This window comes from Mycobacterium sp. 1245805.9 (assembly GCF_001672915.1).
Classification (GTDB): Bacteria; Actinomycetota; Actinomycetes; order Mycobacteriales; family Mycobacteriaceae; genus Mycobacterium.
In genome coordinates this window covers 1-16,808 of sequence record NZ_LZKR01000045.1, presented here as the reverse complement: position 1 = coordinate 16,808, position 16,808 = coordinate 1, and the positions used below count along the sequence as shown (strand labels likewise).

At 70.3% G+C, this 16,808-nt stretch carries 13 protein-coding genes and 1 pseudogene; 6 read left to right on the top strand and 8 right to left on the bottom strand.

From position 1 onward, the window contains the following. Positions 1–17 precede the first annotated feature (17 nt). Complete coding sequence (locus tag A9X00_RS07145; RefSeq protein WP_067151072.1) at positions 18–2,600, bottom strand: bifunctional FO biosynthesis protein CofGH; 2,583 nt, start codon at positions 2,598–2,600, stop codon at positions 18–20. A gap of 218 nt (positions 2,601–2,818) precedes the next feature. On the opposite strand from A9X00_RS07145, the gene A9X00_RS32470 reads away from it, so the two are divergent. Next, on the top strand, positions 2,819–3,910 hold the full coding sequence (locus tag A9X00_RS32470; protein ID WP_067151069.1) for a PE family protein: 1,092 nt from the start codon (positions 2,819–2,821) through the stop codon (positions 3,908–3,910). Between the two features lie 9 nt (positions 3,911–3,919). Here A9X00_RS32470 and A9X00_RS07135 read toward each other — a convergent pair whose 3' ends face one another. Next, positions 3,920–4,372 (bottom strand): hypothetical protein, encoded by a 453-nt coding sequence (locus A9X00_RS07135; RefSeq protein WP_067151066.1) that lies wholly within the window; start codon positions 4,370–4,372, stop codon positions 3,920–3,922. Between the two features lie 92 nt (positions 4,373–4,464). Then, positions 4,465–5,367: an N-acetyl-1-D-myo-inositol-2-amino-2-deoxy-alpha-D-glucopyranoside deacetylase gene (gene mshB, locus A9X00_RS07130; RefSeq protein ID WP_067151063.1), complete on the bottom strand. Its 903-nt coding sequence runs from the start codon at positions 5,365–5,367 to the stop codon at positions 4,465–4,467. A 66-nt stretch (positions 5,368–5,433) separates the two neighbouring features. Here mshB and A9X00_RS07125 point away from each other — a divergent pair, with 66 nt between their 5' ends. After that, a complete protein-coding gene (locus A9X00_RS07125) occupies positions 5,434–6,039 on the top strand; it encodes a TetR/AcrR family transcriptional regulator (RefSeq protein WP_067151060.1) in 606 nt (201 codons plus the stop codon). Here A9X00_RS07125 and A9X00_RS32465 read toward each other — a convergent pair. The 4 genes from A9X00_RS32465 to A9X00_RS07105 form a co-directional block, all read right to left on the bottom strand. Continuing rightward, the gene (locus A9X00_RS32465; RefSeq protein WP_082974818.1) at positions 6,036–8,309 is read right to left on the bottom strand and encodes a PE family protein; all 2,274 of its coding nucleotides are present in this window, start codon (positions 8,307–8,309) and stop codon (positions 6,036–6,038) included. The genes A9X00_RS07125 and A9X00_RS32465 overlap by 4 nt on opposite strands. Positions 8,310–8,543: 234 nt before the next feature. Beyond that, the gene (locus A9X00_RS07115) at positions 8,544–10,430 is read right to left on the bottom strand and encodes an ABC transporter family substrate-binding protein (protein ID WP_197515086.1); all 1,887 of its coding nucleotides are present in this window, start codon (positions 10,428–10,430) and stop codon (positions 8,544–8,546) included. Positions 10,431–10,497: 67 nt separating this feature from the next. After that, entirely contained in the window at positions 10,498–12,387 is a 1,890-nt protein-coding gene (gene typA, locus A9X00_RS07110) for a translational GTPase TypA (RefSeq protein WP_067151051.1), read from the bottom strand. A gap of 164 nt (positions 12,388–12,551) precedes the next feature. Beyond that, complete coding sequence (locus A9X00_RS07105; RefSeq protein WP_067151047.1) at positions 12,552–12,944, bottom strand: (deoxy)nucleoside triphosphate pyrophosphohydrolase; 393 nt, start codon at positions 12,942–12,944, stop codon at positions 12,552–12,554. Between the two features lie 167 nt (positions 12,945–13,111). On the opposite strand from A9X00_RS07105, the gene A9X00_RS07100 reads away from it, so the two are divergent. Further along, positions 13,112–13,888: a DivIVA domain-containing protein gene (locus A9X00_RS07100; RefSeq protein ID WP_067151043.1), complete on the top strand. Its 777-nt coding sequence runs from the start codon at positions 13,112–13,114 to the stop codon at positions 13,886–13,888. A 41-nt stretch (positions 13,889–13,929) separates the two neighbouring features. Next, the gene (locus tag A9X00_RS07095) at positions 13,930–14,214 is read left to right on the top strand and encodes a 4a-hydroxytetrahydrobiopterin dehydratase (protein ID WP_067151040.1); all 285 of its coding nucleotides are present in this window, start codon (positions 13,930–13,932) and stop codon (positions 14,212–14,214) included. Here A9X00_RS07095 and A9X00_RS07090 read toward each other — a convergent pair. After that, complete coding sequence (locus A9X00_RS07090; protein ID WP_067151128.1) at positions 14,211–15,434, bottom strand: mannosyltransferase; 1,224 nt, start codon at positions 15,432–15,434, stop codon at positions 14,211–14,213. The two genes, A9X00_RS07095 and A9X00_RS07090, sit on opposite strands and share 4 nt — an antisense overlap. A 142-nt stretch (positions 15,435–15,576) precedes the next feature. Between A9X00_RS07090 and A9X00_RS07085 the strand changes: the two genes are divergently transcribed. Then, positions 15,577–16,260: a hypothetical protein gene (locus tag A9X00_RS07085; protein ID WP_067151037.1), complete on the top strand. Its 684-nt coding sequence runs from the start codon at positions 15,577–15,579 to the stop codon at positions 16,258–16,260. Positions 16,261–16,309: 49 nt separating this feature from the next. Continuing rightward, positions 16,310–16,808: pseudogene (locus tag A9X00_RS07080) on the top strand (hypothetical protein); the annotation flags it as partial.

Sequence of the window (16,808 nt, the reverse complement as noted above, 5' to 3'; positions counted from 1 at the left end):
CCCGCCGCGACTGACAGCTATGCGGCTAGCGGGGCGTAGGTGGTGGTGCGTTGGCGGGCCGGGCGGCCGACGCCGTCGGCGATCGCGGCCAGCTCCGCGACGGTCTTCGAGGACCCGTGTTCCGACCCGGCCATCCGCGAAATGGTCTCCTCCATCAGCGTCCCGCCCAGGTCGTTGGCGCCGCCGTTGAGCATCACCCGGGTGCGTTCGACGCCGAGCTTGACCCAGCTGGTCTGGATGTGGGAGATGCGGCCGTGCAACATGATTCGCGCCAGGGCGTGCACCGCCCGGTTGTCGCGGTGGCTGGGGCCCGGGCGCGCCGCGCCGGCCAGGTACAGCGGCGAGTTCTGGTGCACGAAGGGCAACGGCACGAACTCGGTGAAACCGCCGGTTCGGTCCTGGATGTCCCGCAGCACGTTGAGGTGGCCCACCCAGTGCCGCGGGGTGTCGACGTGCCCGTACATCATCGTCGACGACGACCGCAGCCCGACCTCGTGCGCGGTGCTGACGATCTCGATCCACAGCGAGGTGGGCAGCTTGCCCTTGGTGAGCACCCAGCGCACCTCGTCGTCGAGGATCTCCGCGGCGGTGCCGGGGATGGTGTCCAGGCCGGCCTCGCGGAGGCTGATCAGCCACTCGCGAATGCTCAACCCGCTCTTGGTCACACCGTTGGCGATCTCCATCGGCGAGAAGGCGTGCACGTGCATCGACGGCACCCGGGCCTTCACGGCGCGCACCAGCTCGGCGTACCCGGTCACGGGCAGCTCGGGGTCGATGCCGCCCTGCATGCACACCTCGGTGGCACCCTCGACGTGCGCCTCCCAGGCGCGGTCGGCCACCTCCTCGGTGGACAGCGAATAGGCGTCGGCGTCGCCCTTGCGCTGGGCGAACGCGCAAAAGCGGCATCCGGTGTAGCAGATGTTGGTGAAGTTGATGTTGCGGTTCACCACGAAGGTGACGTCGTCGCCGACGGCATCGCGTCGCAGCGAATCCGCCAGCGCGGCAACCGCTTCCAGCGCCGGGCCGTCGGCGGTGGCCAGCGCCAAGTACTGGTCGTCGGTGCAGCCCGCGGGGTCGCGTTCGGCCGACCGCAGTGCGGCCAGCACGTCGGTGTCCAGGCGTTCTGGCGCTTTGGCGCCTCGGGCGGCCAGCTCACCGACGTGCTCGCGGATCGATTCCCAATCCCCGAACGCGCTGTCGAGGTCGCTGCGGGCCGCGGTGTTGCGGCCTTCGGTGTCGATCGCCGCGTTCAGGTCGATCCTCCCGGCGGACTCCACGTCGTCGGGCTCCTGCCAGGGCATGCCCACCGGGTTGACGTCGCGGGCCAGGCCGGTGGCCGGGTCCGCCAGCGCCAGCACGTGTCCGCGCACCCGGGGGTCGATCCACGCCGCGCCGGCCTGGACGTACTTGGGTTGCGCGGTCAGCCGCTGCACCAGGTCGTAACCGCCTTCGGCGGTGATGGCGGCCAGCTCGTCCAAGGCGGGCCAGGGCCGTTCGGGGTTGACATGGTCGGGCGTCAGCGGCGAGACGCCGCCCCAGTCGTCCACCCCGGCGCGGATCAGGGCCAGGCACTCGTCGCGCGACACCAGGTTGGGCGGCGCCTGGATGCGCATGCCGGGGCCGAGCACCAGCCGCGCGACCGCGATCGTCGCCAGGTAGTCCTCGATCCCGGCGTCGGGGAACGCCGCCATCGCGGTGTGTTCCTTGGCCCGGAAGTTCTGCACGATCACTTCCTGGACGTGCCCGAACTCCTTGTGCGACTTGCGAATCGCGTGCAGGGTGTCCGCGCGTTCGGCGAGCGTCTCGCCGATGCCGACCAGCAAGCCGGTAGTGAACGGGATGGACAGCCGGCCGGCGTCGGTCAGGGTGCGCAGCCGAACCGCCGGGTCCTTGTCCGGGCTGCCGTAGTGCGCAAGCCCTTTCGTCTCGAACAGCCGCCGCGACGTCGTCTCGAGCATCATGCCCATCGACGGCGCCACCGGCTTGAGCCGCGACATCTCCGACCAGCTCATCACGCCCGGGTTCAGGTGCGGCAGCAGCCCGGTTTCCTCCAGCACCCGGATCGCCATCGCCCGCACGTAGGACAGCGTCGAGTCGTAGCCCCGTTCGGCGAGCCACTCCCGCGCCTCCGGCCACCGGTCCTCCGGCCGGTCGCCGAGGGTGAATAGCGCTTCCTTGCAACCGAGTTCGGCCCCGCGGCGGCCCAGGTCGAGTATCTCGTCGGGCTCCAGGTACATGCCCGCGCCCCGGGCGCGCAGCTTCCCCGGCACGGTGACGAACGTGCAGTAATGGCAGCTGTCGCGGCACAGGTGGGTGACCGGGACGAACACCTTGCGGGAATAGCTGATCGGCAGCCGCCCGGTCGGCCCGCGCCGCCCCGCCGACTCGAGGCCCGCGTCGCGCACCCGCGCCGCGCTCGCGCACAGATCGGCGAGGTCCTCGCCGCGCGCGGTCATGGCGACGGCCGCCTCTTCGACATTGAGCGCGACCCCGTCCCGGGCCCGCCGCAACACGCGCCGCAACGCCGACGCGCTGGCCTTGGGCGGGAAGACGGGGCTAGGCAGAGCGCTGGGCTCCGGAGGCTCCGGTGTCAGTGGCACGTTGGTGTAACTTCCCCACGATCGAATTTCATCCGCCCGGCCCAACCGGTGAAGCGCTGGGCGGCGGTGCCATACGCGCAACAGTAGCCGCAGGCTCGCGGCGGCCCTCGGTCGACATCCCGGCGGCCGCGGCCGGGCTGCTTGTTAAGTGTTTGCCGAACTTGCCCGCCCGCCAGCGGCGATCGAGATAGCATCCGTCGTATCCAGGGAGGTTCCGAATGTCGTTCCTATTCGCCACCCCGGAGGCGCTGGCGGCAGCGGCTTCGGAATTGGCTGGCATTGGTTCGACCATCAACGGCGCCAGCGCCGCGGCGGCTGCCCCGACCTCGGCGGTGGCGGCCGCGGCGGCCGACGCCGTGTCGGCCCAGGTCGCGGCGTTCCTCTCCGAGCACGGGCTGGGATATCAGCAGTTCAGCGCGCAGATCGCGCAGTTTCACGAGCAATTTGTCCAGACTTTGAGCTCCGGCGCGAACGCGTTCGCGGCGGCCGAGTCCAGTGCCGCGCAGAACCTCGCCGGTGCGGTGAACGCGCCCGCCGCGGCGCTGCCCGGCGCCGCGGAGAGCCTGGCCAGCGCGGTGAACGCGCCCGCCGCGACGCTGCTCGGCGGCGGCGGTGGGGGCGGGGTCGCGGGCGTGATCGGCGGCGCCGTCACCAGCGCGGTGAACCGCGTCGAGAGCGTCGTGGCCGGCTCCAACTTCCTGGGCGGCGCCGGGCTGGCGGGTGGCGGCGGTGTGGCGGGCATGGTCGGCGGCGGCCTGTCCGCCGCGGTGAACCAGGTCGAGAGCGTCGCGGCCGGCTCCAACTTCCTGGGCGGCGCCGGCCTGCTGGGCTCGGGTTTCCCGGGTGGCCTTTCGGCGCTCGCCGGTGAGGCCGGCGCGCTGCTGCCGACCGGCGGCATCCGCGCCCTCACCGCGGCCAGCGCGCTCGTCACACCGGCCGCCATGACCAACGCCGCGGTCGTGCCGGCGGCAACCGGGTCGATCGGCGACGCCATCAAGGCCGGGTACCTGCTCGTCGAGCCGTATGTGCAGTACGGTTTCGACCTCGCCGCGTACGCGGTCGGTTACCTGCCCTATGTCGGCTGGGCCGCCCCCCAGATCTACTTCTTCTACGACCTTTTCGAGCCCATGGTGCAGGCCGGCCTGTTCAACACCATCGACTGGCTACAGGGCAGCATCAGCTTCGCTCAGGGGCTGGCCAACTTCTGGGATGCCACCACGGCGTCGATCAACCAGTTCATCAGCACCGAGATCTACTGGGCGCTCAGCTTCCTCCCGCCGTTGCCGCCCCTGCCGCCCTTCTTCCCGTAACGGTTGCCGTCAGCCCCGCCGGAACAGCACCCACACCGGGGGACCGACCCCCAGCGCGATCAACACCAGGGCCCCGTACGCCATCAATCCCCGGCCGCCCAGGATCACGTCGTCGCCGGGACCGCCCATGCTCAGCACGGCGACCGTCAGCAGCCACGTCCACAACGGCAGCGCGGCCACCCGCGCCGAGCGGGTCCACAGCCCGGCGGCCCACACCAGCGCCGCGTTGAGCAGCCCACTGAGCAGCCCACTGACGGGGAAGGGAATCGCACCTATATAGGAAGGAAGCAGCAGCGCGCCGGCGAGTGCCGAAAGGATTCCGTCTACGGCCAGCAGCGCCAAAACGACGAAACGAATCGCGGGATCTGTGGCGCCGCCGTCCTGGATGGACGCGGCGCGTGGCTGGGTTTCGGTCAGGTCGGGACGCTGTCGACGTTGGCGAGTATCGAGCCGATGACCCACTGCAGGCTGTCGAGCCGGTCCTGCCAATGCTGCATATTGGGGTCCAGGTCGGGGTCCATGCGAATTCCTTCCGTGGCTGCCTGTTTGGCAGCCTACCGCGTTGCGGCGGCGGTCAAACCGAGTCCCGCGAGCAGGTCCGTCTCCCAGCCGCGCGCGTCGCGCTCCCCCGCGGAGCCTCCCACCAGGACGTAATGCTCGTCGGCCAGGATGGGCAGCGCGAAGTTGTTCGACAGCGCAAGGGCGCGGCCCGTGGGGCCGACGACGAGCTGGGTTTCGTGCGCGGCCAGGGCGGCGAGCTTCGCCGCGAGCGCATCCGGGCCGGCCTGCACGACGGCGTCGATGTCGGAGTCGGCAAATCCGAAGTCGAACTCGTCTTGCGGCGGGACCATCCAGCCGGGCAGCAGGTCTTTCGTATCGAGCGCCCGCCACCCCGCCTGGAACGCGCTCGTGGCCAGGACCGTCCAGTAGAACTTCGGCACCGCCCAGGGCTCGCCCGGGTAATCGTCGGTGGGCGAGGCGGCGACCGCGGCCGTCGTGACGGTGTGGGTGTGGATGTGGTCGGGATGCCCGTAGCCGCCGTTGGGGTCGTAGGTCACGACGACGTGGGGACGCTGCTCGCGGATGATGGCGACCAGCGCGCCGACGGCCTCGCGTTCGTCGGCGTCGATGAACCGCTGGCGCCCCCGTGGCGGCGTGCCCTCCATGCCGGAGTCACGCCAGCGACCCGCGCCCCCCAGATAGTCGGGCCCGTCGACGCCCAGCGCCCGCAACGCGGCCGTGAGCTCGCCGATCCGGTAGCCGCCGAGTTGGTCCGCGCGGTCGACGGCGAGCCCTGCCCATCGATCGCCGATGACCTCGCCCTCCTCGCCGAGCGTGCAGGTGACGACGCGCACCTGGGCCCCGCGGGCGGTGTACTGGGCGATGGTGGCGCCGTTGGCGAGGCTCTCGTCGTCGGGGTGCGCGTGCACGAACAGCAGCCGTGGAGTCTCGGGCATGGACGAACCCTACCTCCGCGTCACCGAGGCTCGGCGGATAGGAACGCGGGCGGCTACTATCGAGAAATGCCGCAGCTAACCCAGGGTCGGAGCAGCATCCGGAGCCGCCGACGAGGCGAGGTGCTCGAACGTGCGCTCTACGAGGCCACGCTGGTCGAGCTGGCGGAAGTCGGCTACGGCGGCCTGACGATGGAGGGCATCGCGGCGCGGGCGCACACCGGCAAGGCGGCGCTCTACCGGCGCTGGTGCAGCAAGCACGACCTGGTGCACGCCGCGCTGGTCTACGCGCTGCCGCCGACGCCCGAGCCGCGCTCCGGCCGGTCGGCCAGGGAGAACCTGCTAACGATGTTCACGTCGCACCGCGACATGCTGGCCGGCAAGACGACCTTTCCCGGCATGTACGTCGTCCAGCAGCTGCTGCACGAACCGGAGATGCGCACCATCTTCGCCGACGCCGTGGTGGCCCCGCGCCTCAAGGCCATCGAATCGATCCTGCGGGCCGCCGTCGAGGACGGCGACCTCGACCCCGCCACGATCACGCCGCTGACCGCGCGGGTCGGGCCGGCGTTGATCAACCAACACTTCATGCTCACCGGAGAACCGCCCAACCGGCGCGAGCTGGCGCTGGTGGTCGACACCGTGATCCCGCCGCGGGCGGCGCCTCGGGCCTAGCCCACGAAGATGCCGGCGAAGTCGGCACCCGCGGCCAGGGTCTGGTCGAAGATGCCCTCCAGGCCGCCGATGTTGCCGCCGTTGAACACCTGCGCACCGGTCCCGGTCAGGACCGTGCTGACCGCCGGGTACTGCACGCCGCCCAGGAAGCTGTTGACCGTTTGCTCGCCGGTGAGCAGGAACAGGTTGGGGATGTTGAAGAGCCGGTTTATCGCGCCGTTCAGGGCGGTATTGGACCCGAAAGTCGCCGTCTCCCAAGCCAATTCGTTGTTCAGCAGGTTGGTGTTGAAGCCGACCTCCGCGGGAATCAGGTTGGACAGGAAGTTGACCTGGCCCGACGCCAGGCCCTGCAATCCCGCTGTCGGCGCCGCCACCAACGCCACACCGAGGTTGGGAGCCGTGGTCAACAGCGACCCGGTGAGCGCCGCGTTCAGCGACGCCTGCAGGCCGGCCGCGTTGATCCCCGCCGTCAACGCGGCCTGCAGGCTCCCGTTGCCGGTCAGCGAGGTCGCCACCCCGCTGACGACGTCCAGATCCCACAGGAACTTGGTGTCCAGGGCGCCCAGGAACCCGCCGAGGGTGCCGCCGGCGATCAGGTTGGCCGGGGCGCCCATGGCGAGGCTGGCCAGGATGGCGCCGCCGGTCGGGAGCTGCGCTCCCAGGATGCTGTCGAAGGTCACCTCGCCGGTGCCCAGCACCAGGTTCCAGAAGTTGAAGAAGCTGTCGATCGAGCCGCCCAACGCGCCGGTGCCGCCGAAGAGCGCCGTCTCCAGCGCCGTCTCCTGGGCGACGAGGGCCGTGTTGAGGCCGAGTTCGTTGGTGATCAGCGCGGTGTTGAAGCCGACCTCCATCGCCTGCAGCTGGGTGAAGAACGCGGGCACGTTCGGCGCCGTCAACAGCACCTGCCAGGGCGCGACCAGGTTGGCGAACAGCGTTGGAAGCCCGGCGATTCCGAGGCTGAGGCCGCCGTTCAACGCCGCGTTCAGCTGGAGGCTGAGCCCGTTGAGCCCGGCCATGATGTTCACGCCCAGGCTGGGGCTCAGGCCGACGGCGCCGCCCAGCATGTTGAGGGCGGCGGTCAGGTTGGCCGGCAGGGTGAATCCGCCCGACAGGCCCGGCAGGCCGGCGGTCAGGTTGGCGATCAGCGACCCGCCGGTTTGCAGGGCACCGGACAGGGCGGCGCCGAGGCCCGACAGGCTGCCGCCGAAGCCGCCGGAGAGCGCGGCGTTGATGGCGCCGTTCAGCCCGGCGAGCCCGCCGGTGATGCCGGCCTGCAGGCCGGGGAACCCGGCGGTCAGGCTGGTCACCAGCGAGCTACCGGTCTGGGCCAATCCCGACAGCCCACTGCTGATGTCCGCGGCCAGGGTGGCACCGAGCGGCCCGAGGCCCGAAAGGCCGCCGCTGAGGCCACCCGACAGCGCGGCGTTGATCGACGCGCTCAGGCCGCCGAGCCCGGCGCTCAGGCTGGCCGCGAGACCCGGGAACGCCAGGCTCAGTCCGCCGGCCAGCCCGGACAGGCTGGCGCCCAGGTTCGCCGCGAGCGCGTTGCCGGTCTGGATCAGCCCCGAAAGCCCGCTGTTGAAGTCGGCGGCCAAGGCCGCGCCGAGCGGCACCAGGCCCGAAAGGCCACCCGACAACGCAGCATTCAGTGAGCCGTTCAGCCCCGACAGGCCGCCGCTCAGGCTGGCCTGCAGGCCGGGCAGCGCGGCGTTGAAGCCGCCCGCCAGCCCGGACAGCCCCGTGCCGATGTTCGTCGCGATCGCACCGCCGGTCTGCGCCAGCGCCGTCAGGCCGCCGTTCACGTTGGTCGCGATTGCCGCCCCGAGCGGCGCCAGCCCGAGGACGTTGGCGCCGAGGCTCGCCGATACCGCGGCGTTGAGCGAAAGCCCGAGCTCGTTGATGTCGGCGCTCAGGCTGGCCACCAGCCCCGCGATCCCGCCGCTCAAGTCGATGGAGAACGCGGGGACCGCGCTCGCCAGCGTCTGCACGACGTTTACCTCGGCGGCCGCATAGCTGGCCGCGCCCCCCGCCAAAGTTTGAACGAACTGCTCGTGGAATAGCGCGGCCTGCGCGCTGAGTTGCTGGTAGCCCGCGGCGTGCGAGGAAAACAATGCGGCAATTTCGGCCGAAACCTCATCGGCGGCGGCGGGCAGCAAGCCCGTCGTCGCAGCGGCGGCCGCGCTGTTGGCCGAACCGATGACCGCTGCCAGGTTCGCCAAATCCGTTGCGGCATCGGCGATCAACTCTGGCGCTGCGATGAGAAAAGACACTATGACCTCCCCGTTTCCACCCCATGATGACCGCTATCCGCCTGTTTCCCGAGCAGCCGTTCAGCGATGGCCGCAGCGTATCGAAATGGCGTTGTGAAAACGTTTGTTTGCACAAACTGGCCGGCGGCTATTGAATTCGGCTACCTGTAATTAATTCGTTACCCTTTTCGGGTTGCCGGCAGAGGATACCCATTTTTCAGAAAATCATTGTTTTCAATACCGCAGAAAGGTCGCCTACGGCCCGGTCTTGATCCATTGGCCGGCGTCCCCGACGATGCCGACGGGGACGGCGCCCGACAGGCTGACGTTCTGCACGCTGGGCCCGGCCGCGACGATCGTGGTGTCCTGCAGGATCGGCAACACCGTGGACATGTTCCACAGCCGGGGTTCGACCGCGGTGATCACGTCGTTGATGCTCTTGGTGCCGTTCAGCGCGGCGTCGATGTTCGACTGAATGCTGCGGTCGCAGATTCCGGTGAGGTTCGACGGCGCCTGCACCAGCGCGCCGGGCTCGGGCGGGCGGCTCGGGGGCGTCTGGGTGGGCGTCGTGGCGGTGGTGGTCGGCCCGGTGGACGGCGTAGGCCCGACGGCGGGCGTGGTCGTGGCGACGTTCGAGGTCGGGACCGTCGTCGTCTGCAGCGCGGGGCAGCCGTAGCGCGAGGCCAGCAGCGTCGCCAGGTTTCCGCCGGCCCGATGCCAGCCGACGATCGCGTCGATTGAGTTGTTGTTCAGCGCGTCGCGATACAGCGTCACCGGGTCCAGCGCCAGCACCGTCGCCGCGATGCCCACGTTGCGCAGCTGGTCGGCGGCGGTGTTGGCCACCGCGACCGAGGTCGGGTCGTTCGCCGCCACCCCGATCACCAGTGACAGCTGCTGGCCGTCCTTGCTGATGCGGCCGCGGGTGACCTCCGGCGGCCCGGTGCTGGCGGGGGTCGGCACCGGCGACGTGGACGTGTTGGGTTCGACCTTGTATCCGGAGCCCTGCAACAACGCCAGCGCGGCGGGCGTGGTCATGGCGGGCGGAGCGGTCGGCTCGTAGCCGGGGTCGCTCGGCGAACGGATCTGGGCCTGGTCCAGCGTGACGGTGTTGTCGCTGCCCGCGCCGACGGCCGCCAGCAGATCGACGTCGAGCAGGCCCAGGATCGCCTTGCGGACCTGGGCGTCGGACAGCTTGGACTCGTTGGCGCGCAGCGTGAACTGCATGACCCGCGGCGTCACGATCCGGGCGGTGCGCACGTCCGGGATGGCCGACAGCTGCGCGAACGCCGCGGAGCCGCCGTGCACCTGGGCGACCTGGGTGTCGCCGTTGCGCACGGAATCGGCCAGCGCGGCCGGCGCGCCGGCCCGGCGGAACAGGATCAGGGCGGGCTTGGCCGGCGGCCCCCAATAGCGGTCGTTGCGGGCGATCAGGATCTCGTCGCGCTGCGGGTCGATGCTCTCCACCCGGAACTGGCCGCCGGTGACCGGCAGGGCCCGCGCCAGCCCGGCAGCGAATCCGCCCGGCACGTCCTTGACGATGTGCGCCGGCAATATGTTGCTGAACAGCTCTTTCCACGCCGGATACGGTTGGGCGAAGGTGACGACGGCCTGCTTGCCGCCCTCGAGCGACTGCACCCCGGTGATGAGGTCGTATCCGGCCGGATCGACGACCCCGGGCTGGCTGACCATCTGGCGCCACAGGTACCAGAAGTCGTCGGCGGCGATCGGCGCGTTGTCGGTCCACTGCGCCTCGGGCCGGATCTTGTAGGTCACGGTGAACGGGTTTTGGCTGGTCACGTCCGCGGACACCAACAGGGTCGGGTCCATCTCCCAGCGCGAACCCGTCGGCGTGGCGGGATCCGGCACCGGCCGAAACGCGCTGGGCAGCACCAGCGCGCTGATCGCCGCGTTCACCGGGGACAGGTCCGACAGCAGGTGCGGGTTGAACCCGGCGCCGATCGAATCGATGCCCATGATGATCTGGGTGGGCCGCTGTGGCGGCGGCGCCGAGTTGTGCGGCGTGTCGGTGCTCTGCGGCGCCGGCGGCGGGTTGACCGTGCACGCCGCCAGCACCAGCCCGACCAGCGAGACCAGCACGCCGACCCTCAGGAGCAGGCGGCTGGCTCGTCTCGGCACGCCCATCAGGGTATCGAGCAGCCGCTCAGCAGCCCGCCCAACCACGCCCGTGACGCGGCCCGGTGCCAAGCCGCTAGCCCCGCGCCTTGGCCCGCGCCCGGCTGCGGGCCCGGGAGGTGGCGTCCAGCTCGACCTTGCGCACCCGCACGATCTCGGGGGTCACCTCCACGCATTCGTCGGGCGCGCAGAACTCCATGGCCCGTTCCAGGTCGAGCTCCAGCGGCTTGGCCAGCGTCTCGATGACGTCGGCGGTCGACGACCGCATGTTCGTCAGCTTCTTCTCGCGCGTCACGTTGATGTCGAGATCCTCTGGGCGCGGGTTGATTCCGACGACCATGCCCTCGTAGGTGTCCTGTCCGGGCTCGACGAAGAACTGGCCCCGGTCGGCGAGCTGGATGAGGGCGAACGGCGTGATGGTGCCCGACCGGTCGGACACCAGCGAGCCGGTGTGGCGAGCCCGGATCTCCCCCGCCCAAGGCCGGTAGCCGTCGAAGACGGCGTTGGCGATGCCGGTGCCGCGGGTCAGGGTGAGGAAGTCGGTGCGGAAGCCGATCAGGCCGCGGCTGGGCACGATGAAGTCCATCCGGACCCAGCCGGCGGCATGGTTGGTCATCTCTTCCATGCGGCCCTTGCGGCCGGCCATCAACTGGGTGATCGCGCCGACGAATTCCTCGGGGCAGTCGATCGTCATCGCCTCGAACGGCTCGTGCAGCTGACCGTCGATCGTCTTGGTCACCACCTGCGGCTTGCCGACAGTCAATTCGAAGCCCTCGCGGCGCATCTGCTCGACCAGCACGGCCAGGGCAAGCTCCCCGCGGCCCTGCACCTCCCAGGCGTCGGGCCGGCCGATGTCGACCACCCGGATCGACACGTTGCCGACCAACTCGGTATCCAGCCGGCTGCGGACCATCCGCGCGGTCAGCTTGTGACCGGACACCTTGCCCGCCAGCGGCGAGGTATTGGTGCCGATGGTCACCGAGATCGCCGGCTCGTCGACAGTGATGCGCGGCAGCGCGTGGGCGTGGTCGGGGTCGGCGAGGGTGTCGCCGATCATGATCTCGGGCAGCCCGGCCACCGCCACGATGTCGCCGGCGATCGCCTCGTCGGTGGCGCTGCGCTCGACGCCCTCGGTGGCCAGCAGCTCGGTGATCTTGGCGCTGGTGATGACCGGGACCCCGTCGACCTCCCGCATCCACGCGACCTGCTGACCCTTGCGCAGCTTGCCGTTGTAGATCCGGATCAGCGCGAGCCGCCCGAGGAAGGCCGACGCGTCGAGGTTGGTCACCAACGCCTGCAGCGGCGCCTCGGGGTCGCCCGACGGCGGCGGGATGTGCTCCATCAGCACGTCGAACAGCGGGTCGAGGTTGTCGCCCGCGGGCACCTCGCCGTCGGCCGGCTGTTCGGTGCTCGCGATGCCCGCGCGTCCGGACGCGTACAGCGTCGGCAGGCCCAGGGCGTGCTCGGCGGCCTTGGCCGCCTCGTCGTCGAGGTCCGACGCGACGTCGAGCAGCAGGTCGTGGCTGGCGTCGACGACCTCGGCGATGCGCGCGTCGGGCCGGTCGGTCTTGTTGACGACCAGGATGACCGGGAGGTGCGCGGTCAGCGCCTTGCGCAGCACGAAGCGGGTCTGCGGCAAGGGGCCCTCGGAGGCGTCGACCAGCAGCAGCACCCCGTCCACCATGGACAGCCCGCGCTCCACCTCCCCGCCGAAGTCGGCGTGCCCCGGGGTGTCGATCACGTTGATGACCGTGACCGTCCCGTCGCTGTTGTGGCGGTGCACGGCGGTGTTCTTGGCCAGGATGGTGATGCCCTTTTCCTTTTCCAGGTCACCGCTGTCCATGATGCGTTCCTGGGTGTCGTCGCCGCGGTGGTGCAGCGCCCCGGATTGCCGCAGCATCGCGTCGACCAGGGTGGTTTTCCCGTGGTCGACGTGGGCGACGATGGCGACGTTGCGGAATGGCACGTCGGTGATTCTGGCAGCGGGGGCCTCAGATAGCGAACCGGCGGATGCTCGAGGGCCCCAGGGCGTTGTGTGTGCGGTGGCGGCGCTCCTTGTGCAGTGGCGGCGCCCCGGCTCGGCGTGTTGTCGCCGTCAGCGCACGCACAACGCCCTGAGCGCACTTTCGCTCACAGCACTCGAACCAGATCGGGTAGCCAGCCGCGATCGGCCGGCACCCAATCCACGTCGTGCAGCTCCGCGGCGGTTACCCACCGCAGAGCCCGATGATCCCGCGGGTGTGGCTCGCCGCCGAGCAGCCGCACCCGATACGCCCGCAGCGTCATCGTCTCGTTCAGCGGAATGTCGGAGCCGAGGCGGTCGCCCACCACAACGTCGCCGCTCTCAATGCCCAACTCCTCCACCAACTCTCGGGCCAGCGCGTCGCGTTCGGATTCGCCGGGCGCGACCTTGCCGCCGGGCAGCTCCCAGCGGCCCGCCAATTCCGGCGGCCGGGCGCGCTGCGCGACCAAGACCCGCGAGCCGGAGATGACCGCTGCGGCGACGACGATCTGGGTCGGCATGGCCAGTGACGGTATACGGTCGGGATACGGGTCGCCGGGGCGGCCATCGCCCGCAAACGAAACCCCTTGGGGCACAATGCCTCTATTACGTTTTGAACGCCAAAGTGGAATACTCGACACTGTCGGTTACCACCTCTACCGGGCACTTCTGAGAATCGGGGTTGGCCATGATCACCGAACCCGCAAAGACGTTCTCCCGCACCTTCAGGGGCTACGACCCGGCCGCGGTCGATGCCTACCTCGAGGTGTTGTTCACCAAGCAGAAGTTGCTGATCGACGAGGTTCAGAGCTTAAGAGCCCAGCGAAATGAATACGGCGACGAAGCGGCCGCCCTGCGCATCGAAGTCGCCTGCCTCAATGATGAGGTCGCCATGCTCTCGGACACCTCGCCGTCGCCCTACGCGATGCAACACCGCATGGCGAAGTTGCTGCGGCGCGCGCTCGACGAGATTTCGCGGATGCACTCCGAGGCGCGAGCCGAGGCCGACGCCATGATCGCGGCGGCCGAGGCCGAGACCGAGGCCGCGCAGCGAGAGCACCAAGAACTATTGGCGGACATGGCCTTACAGCAAAAGGCGCTCGAAACGCAGTGTGCGGAGACCAAGAAAAACGTCGACGCCGAAGTCGCCGGGAGGCGCGCCGAAGCCCAATCGTCGATCGATCACGCGTTTCAGGAAGCCGAGCACGAGCGTGAGCGGCTCCTCGCCGAGGCAAAGCGGCAAGCTCGTCTATTGCAGGAGCAGGCCCGGCAGGCGGTGGCACAGGCGAATCAGCAACGCATCCTGATCCTGGAGGAATTGATGGGTGTCGCCCGCGACCTGCAGGCGGTTCCGGCCAGCCTGGAGTCCGCATACCAGGAACTGAACAACGCGGCGGAGGCGAGCGTCGTGGTGCCCTTGGACCAGAGAAGTCAGGCCCCGGCCGGTCCCGCCGTAGCCTCGTAGGTGACCACCGTTCCTATCCCAGACGAGAGGATGCCTGCGGAATGGCTGTGTTAACCGATGAGCAAGTAGACGCCGCACTGCCCGAACTCAACGGATGGGAGCGTGCCGACGGCGCCCTGCGCCGGTCCATCAAGTTCCCGTCGTTTCTGGACGGCATCGACGCCGTGCGGCGGGTGGCCGAGCACGCCGAGAGCAAGGACCATCACCCCGACATCGATATCCGTTGGCGGACGGTGACTTTCGCGTTGGTCACGCATTCCGAGGGCGGCATCACGCAGAACGACGTCGACATGGCGCGCGACATCGACGGGATCGTCGGGGGCTAAGCCGTCGGCTCGGCGCGTCGGCCGGTCGCCGCGATCCAGGCCGGCGTCGCCACCGCCGCCACGATGTAGACCAGCCCGGCCCAGGCCAGGTACCACGGCCGGCTGATCTGCCAGATGGTCGGCTGCGCGAAGCTCAGCAACCAGGGCACGCCGACGATCGTCAGCGCCAGCCAGCCCCAGCCGACGATGCGGGCCCCCGGCCGCTCGCGTGGCGGCCCGTGAATCGCCCAGATCATCAGCGGCACCAGCCACACCCAGTGGTGGGTCCACGAGATCGGCGAGAGCAGCAGCCCGAACAACTCGACCACCAGCAACTTGCCCAGCCGGTCGGTCGGGTCCAGCGCCCGCCAGGCCAGGACGGCCAGCACCGCCGTCACCGCGATGGCGGCCACGACCAGTGGGCCGAAGCCGGCGTCGTGGCCGAGGATCCGCGAGATGCCGCCGCGCCAGGATTGATTGAACGACGTGGCGATCGGCCCCACCCGGTGCGCGTCGCCCAGCAGATCGGTGAAGTAGTAGCGGGCCTGATCGCCGACGACCAGGACCGACACGCCGACGGTGGCCAGGAAGACGACCGCCGAAAACACCGCCGCACCCCGGCGCCGGACGCCGAGCAGGTAGACGCCGGCGATCGCCGGCGTCAGCTTGATCCCGGCCGCCACGCCGACCAGCAGCCCCGATAGCCACCAGCGGGTCGTCCAGGCCGCCCACAGCACCGCCAGCATGAGCAGCACGTTGACCTGGCCGTAGTCGAATGTGCTGCGCAGCGGCTCGATCCAGATGGTGATCGCCGTCCACGCCATCGCGACGCGGTGACCGGCCCCGGCGGGCACGCCCACCAGGCGCTGGCTGAGCCGGACCGAGCCGTATAACGCGGCGATCGTCGCGACCTGCCACAGGAAGGCCACCAGGGGAAACGGCAGCAGGTGCAGCGGATAGAACACGACCGCCGCGAAGGGCGGGTACGTGAACGGCAGCGGGAAGTCCGGCGTCTGGTCGGCGTAGGCGTAGCTGTACAGGGTGCCGGGATGGTCGAGGGCGGCGGCGCCGCCGAGGTAGACGTGCAGGTCGACGAAGTTCGCGCCGTTGGGCGCCAGGTAGGTCCAGGCGAGCCGCGCGGCGACGCTCGCGATCAGCAGCGCCGGGGCCGCCGCCTGCCGCCGGATGCGGGGTGCCGCCGGGGCGGCCGGGATGGTGTCTATCCGCCCGACTTTAGCCATCACCCGGTGTTCTGTGGGCCGCCCGGTCACCGCCGTCACTCGTATCGGTAACGATCGAATAAATGCCACACGTGTCACTTGAGTCACACCAGTATCAACGTAACTTCGGGGCCGAACCCGTCATCGACAACCAGGGAGAGTCATGCCAACCATCTGGACCTATCTGCGAGCGGCCGCCGTCTTGGTCGGTTCGTCCGCCGCCCTACTGACGGGCGGGATCGCCCACGCCGACCCCGTCCCCGCCCCGCCGGTGCCGAACATCCCGCAGCAGCTGATCAGCTCCGCGGCCAACGCGCCTCAAATCCTGCAAAACCTCGCCACCGCCCTCGGCGCCCGCGCGCCCGCGGCGCCGGCCTCGCCCGGCATCACGTTCCCGGGCATGCCCTCGGCGACCTCGCCGGTCTCGCCTTCGGCGGGCCTGCCGTCCATTCCGGGGCTCACCCCGCAAACCGCGACGGCCCCGGCGGCGACGACGCCGACGATCCCGGGCCTCGGCTCGCTCCCGGGCCTGGCCCAGACCCCGGCGGCGCCCGCCGCTCCGGCCGCCCCGTCGATTCCGGGCCTGCCCGCCATCCCCGGGCTGTCGGCGCCGGCGGCTCCCGCCGCCCCGGCGACCCCGCAGATCCCGCAGGCGAAGGTGGACATGCCGGCGCTGCCGTCCGGCCTGCCGGTCAACGTGCCCGCGCAGCTGACGATTCCGCAGGATCTGCAGGCGCTGGCCGGGGGCCAGGCTCCGGCGGCTCCCGCCGCGCCGGCCGCACCGGCCGCACCGGCGCTGCCGTCGCTGACCAACCCGATGGCGCCGCTGCTCGCCGCCATTCCCTGAGCAACTCGGCATCCAACTAACCCGCCACTAGCCAGGACCGGAGGACATCGTGGCAACCACTAGGAATCTGTCCAAGGGTTTGGCCGCTGTTGTCGTGGCGTCGGCTGCCGCGTTCGGGTTATGCCCGAGCGCGGCGGCCGCCCCGGCGGCGCCGCAGCCGACACCGCCGACGAACCCGACCCAGCAGCTTCCGGGCCTGCCCGCCCTGTCGGAGCTGAGCCCGATCATCCAGCAGGCGGCGAGCAATCCCGGGCAGGCGACGCAGCTGCTGATGGCCGCCGCCCAGGCGTTCACCCACAATCCGACAGCGCCCACCGAGTCGAAAAACGTTGCGGCGTCGGTGAATAAGTTCGTGGCCGAGCCGGGAGCCCCGGGCGCCGCCCCGGCCGAGACCGCGCCGGCGCAGCACGTGCCGCCGTTGGGCATCGAGCCCGGGCTGCAGTCGCACCTGCCGCCGGGGATCGATCCGGCGCGCGCGGCGGGCCCCGGCCCCGTTGATGTCGGTGCGCGGCTTGAGCGCGACCGTCCCGGACTTGCCCGTGGTCAGG